The sequence below is a fragment of the Conexibacter stalactiti genome (genome assembly GCF_033542075.1).
Lineage (GTDB): Bacteria > Actinomycetota > Thermoleophilia > Solirubrobacterales > Solirubrobacteraceae > Conexibacter > Conexibacter stalactiti.
Genome location: NZ_JAWSTH010000190.1, coordinates 1 through 4,151, shown reverse-complemented (window position 1 = coordinate 4,151; position 4,151 = coordinate 1). Strand labels below are relative to the sequence as shown.

5 protein-coding genes are annotated in these 4,151 nt (G+C 77.1%); 3 read left to right on the top strand and 2 right to left on the bottom strand.

The annotated features are described in order from the left end of the window. The coding region (locus tag R7226_RS31010; RefSeq protein WP_318601415.1) for a helix-turn-helix domain-containing protein at positions 1-310 on the top strand (310 nt) is incomplete at its 5' end. 149 nt (positions 311-459) lie between these two features. Beyond that, on the top strand, positions 460-1,998 hold the full coding sequence (locus R7226_RS31005; RefSeq protein WP_318601414.1) for an FAD-dependent monooxygenase: 1,539 nt from the start codon (positions 460-462) through the stop codon (positions 1,996-1,998). On the opposite strand, the gene R7226_RS31000 is transcribed toward R7226_RS31005, so the two are convergent. Both R7226_RS31000 and R7226_RS30995 read right to left on the bottom strand, forming a co-directional pair. Continuing rightward, entirely contained in the window at positions 1,965-2,528 is a 564-nt protein-coding gene (locus R7226_RS31000) for an ester cyclase (RefSeq protein ID WP_318601413.1), read from the bottom strand. The two genes, R7226_RS31005 and R7226_RS31000, sit on opposite strands and share 34 nt — an antisense overlap. Beyond that, positions 2,525-2,992 (bottom strand): cupin domain-containing protein, encoded by a 468-nt coding sequence (locus tag R7226_RS30995; RefSeq protein ID WP_318601412.1) that lies wholly within the window; start codon positions 2,990-2,992, stop codon positions 2,525-2,527. The genes R7226_RS31000 and R7226_RS30995 overlap by 4 nt, the downstream gene beginning before the upstream one ends. 82 nt (positions 2,993-3,074) lie before the next feature. Between R7226_RS30995 and R7226_RS30990 the strand changes: the two genes are divergently transcribed. Next, the coding region (locus tag R7226_RS30990; RefSeq protein WP_318601411.1) for an AAA family ATPase at positions 3,075-4,151 on the top strand (1,077 nt) is incomplete at its 3' end.

Below are 4,151 nucleotides of genomic sequence, written 5' to 3'. Positions count from 1 at the left end.
CGCGCTCCATCGCGACGACGGCCGCGCGTCGAGCGCCCGCGCCGCCGCCGCGCGCGCCGGCTTCTGGCTCGCGCGCTGCGAGCAGGCGCGGCCGCCGACCCTCCGCGTCCCTCCCGCCGCCGCCGAGCTGACCCCGCGCGAGCGCGAGATCGCCCTGATGGCGGCGAGCGGGCTCAGCAGCCGCGAGATCGCCGAGCGGCTGGTCGTCTCGGTGCGAACGGTCAACAACCACCTCCAGGGCGCCTTCCGCAAGCTCGGCGTCTCGCGCCGCGACGACCTCGCGGACGCGCTCGCCGGCGCGGCCGAGTAGGTCCGGCGCGACCGCCGCACGCGCGGCGCGCGACCGTCCCGTGCGCCGCGCCTCGCCCCGCACGCGCCCCCCACCGAGCAACCCCGCGCACCGCAATTGAGCAACGATTGCTCAGGACGCGGCGCCGACCCGCCGGCAGCATCCGGCGCATGATCCTCACACCACATCGCACCGTCCCCGTGCTGATCGCCGGGGCCGGGCCGGCCGGGCTCACGACCGCGATCTCGCTGGCGCGCGCCGGCGTCGCCTGCATGGTCGTCGACCGCCGCACCGAGCGCTCCGCCCACCCGCGCGCGACCGGCGTCAGCACGCGCACGATGGAGCTGCTGCGCGCCTGGGGCCTCGACCAGGAGATCCGCGACGTCGGCGTCGACGCCGAATGGCGGCTGTGGACGTGCGAGACGCTCGCGCGCGCCGCCGACGGCAGCGGCCAGGAGGTCGGCTACCCGAGCCACGAGCAGAGCGCCGTCGTCAGCCCGACCGCCCCCGCGTGCGTGCCGCAGGACCAGCTCGAACCGATCCTGCTGCGCCACCTCGCGTCGCTGGAGGCGGCGCAGATCCGGCTCGGCGCGAGCGTCGTCGGCGTCGAGCAGTTCGACGGCGGCGTCCAGGCGATCGTGCGCGACGCCGGCAGCGGCGAGACGCAGGTCGTCCACGCCCGTCACCTCGTCGGGGCCGACGGCGCCCACAGCAGCGTGCGCGACGCGCTCGGCATCGGCATGCACGGGCCGGACCGCCTCGCCGTCGGCCTCTCGGCGCTGTTCCACGCGCCGCTGTGGGAGCTGGTCGGCGCGCACCGCTACGGCATCTACGTCGTCAGCGATCCCGCGGGAGCGGGCGTGTTCCTGCCGGCCGGGCGCGGCGACCGCTGGCTCTACGCCGTCCACGCCGAGCAGCTCCCCGGCGGGATCGACGAGCTGAACGCGCTCACCAGCGAGCGGATCGCGCAGCGCATCGAGCGGGGGGCCGGCGCGCCGCTGCGGCCGCGGGTGCAGCGGTTCGGTCAGGTCGTCTTCGCCGCGCAGCTGGCGGAGCGCTTCCGCCGCGGCGACGTCTTCCTCGTCGGCGATGCCGCGCACCGCACCTCGCCGCGCGGCGGCACCGGGATGAACACGGCGATCGCCGACGGCCGCGACCTCGGCTGGAAGCTCGCGTGGACGCTGCGCGGCTGGGCGGCGCCGGAGCTGCTCGACTCCTACGAGGCCGAGCGGCGGCCGCTGGCCGAGCACAACGTGACGCGCTCGGCGCGGCCCGACGGCTCGCTCGCGGAGGTCGGCCAGGAGCTGCGCGTCGACCTCGGCGGCCGCATCCCGCACGCGTGGACGGCCGCCGGTCGCTCGACACTCGACCTGCTCGGCGACGGGCTGACGTTGTTCACCGCACCCGACGGCGAGCGGCGGTGGCAGGCGGCCGCCGCCGCGACGAGCGCGGCGACGACGCATCCGGCGCCGCCGCTCGCCGTGCGGGCGCTGGACGCGGTCACGGCGGCCGCGCTCGGCGTCCGTGGCGACGGCGCCCTGCTCGTGCGGCCCGATGCGCAGCCGGCCGGCTGGTTCCCGCCCGGCGACGACGGAGACGACGCCGACTCGGCCGCGCAACCGCTGCACGCCGCGGTGGCCGCCGCGACCGCCGCCGAGCGCCCAGCGACGTCCGCTCAGTCCCCCGCCCTCGCCGCCCGCCGCGCGTGACGCTTCGCGAGCGCCATCCGCACGAGGTAGAGCGGGCTCGGCGGCACCCAGCCGAGCTGCTCGGCGGTGCCGAGGTCGTCGCGGTTGGCCCAGTGCTCGGCGAATCTGCCGTCCTCGACGCGGATCCAGTGCGTCTGGGTCGTCGCGAACCGTCTGCCGGTCGGCGGGAACGCCTCCTTCACCTCCCCGTCGGCGTCGTAGGAGACGAACGGCTTCACGTGGCGGCCGGACATCGTGCAGTGGACGACGACGAGGTCACGCTCGCTGACGACCTCGTGGATCTCCCAGCGCAGCTCGGCGAACGCCTCGCGCAGCCACAGGGCGGTCGCGTAGATCGCCGCCGGCCCGTGCTGCTGCCGGCTGGCCGGCGGCTCGTCCTTCGCCTCGTGGTTGACGCAGCGCGGGTGGATCAGCTGCTCGAACTGCTCGCGCGTGCCGCGCTCCATCAGCTCGAAGCTCTTCAGCGCGACCGCCTCGGCGCCGGCGTCGAGCGGCCCGCGCTCGCCGGGGTTCCGCGTGGCGCTCGTCATCGGCCGACCGTCCCGGAGACGGGGCGCGTCAGCTCGATCCCGTGCGCTGCCGCGATCTCGCGCATCTCCTCCGGCGACGGGGCGTGGGCCGCGGCGAGCTCGCCGGCGGCGCGGACGAAGCGCTCCATCTGCTCGCCCGGGGTGAAGACGACCGACGCCGTCGCGTCGGCGTCGGACTCGTTGCGCACGGTGTGCTCGCGGCCGCCCGGCACGAAGACCGCCGCGCCCGGCCCGGCGAGGTGGCGCCGCAGCGCGCCGCTCTCGTCCTCCAGGTAGATCGTCAGCTCGCCCGACTCGACGCGATACAGCTCGGCGGGGCCGTGACGGTGCAGCATCGGCGGGCCGCCGCCGGCCGGCATCCGCACGTCGATCGCGAGCAGCTCGCCGCCGCTCTCCGCGCTGCTGACGCGGACGTGGACGATCTCCCGACCGACCGTGATGTGGTCCTTCGTGATGACGTTCATGCGCTGCAGCCTGCGCGCTCCCGCTCCCGACGGCGTCATGGACCTCCCCCTGATCTTTTCCCGGCGTGAGACCCTGATTGCGATGACGGCGACCAGCGAGCGGCTGCTGGAGCGCGACGCCGAGGTGGCGCGGCTGCGCCGTGCGCTCGCCGCGGCGACGGACGGAGCAGGCGGCGTGACGGTGCTCGCCGCGCCGGCCGGGCTCGGCAAGACGGCGCTGTTGGAGGCCGCGCTGGCGGAGGCCGCGGCGAACGGTCTGCGCCCGCTGACCGCGCGCGCGGGCGAGCTGGAGCAGGAGTTCGCCTTCGGCGTCGTGCGCCAGCTCGTCGAGCCGGCGGTCGTCGCCGCCTCCGACGAGGAGCGCGCGCGGCTGCTGTCGGGCGCCGCGCGACGGGCCGCCACGGTGCTCGACCTCGAGCCCGACGCGGCGCTCGACCGCGACGTGCACGCGACGCTGCACGGCCTCTACTGGCTGCTGCTCAACCTCGCCGCCGACGGCCCGCTGGTGCTCGCGATCGACGACCTGCAGTGGGCCGACGAGCCGTCGCTGCGCTGCCTCGCGTACGTCGCGCGACGGCTGGAAGGGGTCCCGCTGGCGATCGTCGCGACGATGCGCACCGAGGCCGCCGGCGGACGCGTCGAGCTGCCGGATGCGGCGACGGACTCAGCGAGCGCGGTGGCCGCGACGGCGGCGCGGCTGACCGCGATCGAGGAGCTGCTCGCCGGGCCCGGGGCCGAGCGGATCGAGCCGGCCCCGCTGAGCGTCGAGGCCGTCGCGGAGCTGCTCGAACGGGCGCTCGGGCGCCCGAGCGAGCCGGCCTTCGCGACCGCCTGCCGCGCCCACACGGCCGGCAATCCCTTCCTGCTGAGCGAGGTCGTCGCCGAGCTGGCGGCGGAGGGCGTGGCGCCGACGGCGGCGCGGGCCGCGGAGCTGGAGCGGATCGTGCCGACGCGCGTCGGCGAGACGCTGCGCCGCCACCTCGCGCGGCTCGCCCCCGACGCCCGCGCGCTGGCGGCGGCGGTCGCCGTGCTCGGCGAGGGCGCCGAGCTGCCGGTCGCGGCCGAGCTGGCTGCGCTGGGGCGCGCGCGGGCGGCCGTGGTCGCGGCGGAGCTGGTCGGGGCGCAGGTGCTGGCCCCGGCGGCGGCGCCGCGCTTCCGC